Origin of the sequence: Acinetobacter sp. YH16031 (assembly GCF_013417335.1) — a bacterium.
Classification (GTDB): domain Bacteria; phylum Pseudomonadota; class Gammaproteobacteria; order Pseudomonadales; family Moraxellaceae; genus Acinetobacter.
In genome coordinates this window covers 1-1,468 of the sequence record NZ_VPED01000159.1, presented here as the reverse complement: position 1 = coordinate 1,468, position 1,468 = coordinate 1, and the positions used below count along the sequence as shown (strand labels likewise).

Here is a 1,468-nt window from a genome sequence, read left to right as displayed (position 1 = left end):
TCGAGGTATTAGGATTTTTACAGGCATTGATAATACTGAGTTTGAATTCTTTGCTGTATGTTCTGCGTTTTTTAGCAACAGGAGGTGTTGCTGAATATATATCCATGTTCATGGATTAAGTCCCCACTTGTTTTTAGGTGGGAACTAAATTAAGGCTTATAGGATCGCTTGGTAAGGCTGTGTTAGCCGGATGCTTACGTCGGTAGGAACCAAACAACGGCACTATGTGAGATAGAAGCTCCAGACTATATTGAAGTACAGGGAGGTTTACCAACTCCTGAAGCTTTGGAAAAATGGTTTGAAGAAATTGATCAAGAGTTCACTAGAAGTTTATATAAGCCTTAAGGATATAGACTATGAGTAATCGCATTAATATCTGTGACATAGTGGTAGGTCACTTTCGAACATTGCGTCAAACTCGTAACAATAAAATAGGAATTTTAGAATTTCTTGTATTCATTGTGCTTCCAATAATTTTATCAGTTAGTATTATTTTCATACCATTGAATGGGAAGGAAATAATTTCTTTACTGGTTAATTTAGGTTCAATATTCTCAGCTTTACTTTTATCAGTTCTAGTTCTAGTTTTTGACCAAGAACAAAAACTGGAAGAAAGAAGAGAGTTAGCTGAAGAGAAAGAAAAAGCGATTGATCCACTCTTTGATATTAAGAAGTCGGTATTAGAAGAGCTTTATTACAATATTAGCTATTCCATTTTATGTTCTATTGTCCTTGTTTCTTTATGCCTAATTTATACATCAATCAAATATATAACTATATTTCATGGTTATATGTTGAAACCATTGATAGTTTTCATTCTTATAAACTTACTTCTTAACATATTGATGATTTTGAAAAGAATGCATACATTGCTTGTAAGTAGATGATATATAAATATTAAATTATGTTTAAGAAGAATTTGAACCTAGCCTTTAGTACGTTTTTTATTGACTAATATGTGTATTCATATATATTAGTAGATAGATAGCTTGTGGGGTAGGAAGATCCTCACGTTAAACTCTCAAATTCCTTGTATATCATGTGGGGTAGGAAGATCCTCACGTTAAACTCTCAAATTCCTTGTTGCTATCTAGAAAAGCCTCGACAAATGTCGAGGTTTTTTGCATTTAAATGGAAATATATATGCAATTAAAGAAGTTAAATACCTCTTTCTACACTGGAAATCCGATAGTCCAACATGCATTGGATTACTATGCTCTGGATAGTAAATGGGATACAACCAAAGGACGAGGACATGGAGTAGTAAAAATAACTATAAATGATCTTACTTTTGCAATTCCTGTTAGATCTCATGTTACTCACAATGCTTCATTAATTCTTGAGGTAAATAGAAAAGTTAAACATATTAAAGGAATGGGGCTAGATTATTCGAAAGCACTACTAATCAAAGATGAATCATATATTTCAGATGAAGTATTTGTGCTTAGGACAAAGGAAGCTGGTAAAA

General features: G+C 32.5%; 1 protein-coding gene and 2 pseudogenes. 2 read left to right on the top strand and 1 reads right to left on the bottom strand.

Going from position 1 to position 1,468, the window contains the following annotated elements; genetic code table 11:
* Positions 1–112 (bottom strand): annotated as a pseudogene (locus tag FTV31_RS16845) (IS66 family insertion sequence element accessory protein TnpB); the annotation flags it as partial.
* Positions 113–356: 244 nt separating this feature from the next.
* Here FTV31_RS16845 and FTV31_RS16840 point away from each other — a divergent pair.
* Both FTV31_RS16840 and FTV31_RS16835 read left to right on the top strand, forming a co-directional pair.
* Positions 357–887 carry a hypothetical protein gene (locus tag FTV31_RS16840; RefSeq protein WP_179996726.1) on the top strand — a complete coding sequence of 177 codons (531 nt, stop codon included), beginning with the start codon at positions 357–359 and terminating at the stop codon, positions 885–887.
* Positions 888–1,143: 256 nt separating this feature from the next.
* Positions 1,144–1,468 (top strand): annotated as a pseudogene (locus FTV31_RS16835) (hypothetical protein); the annotation flags it as partial.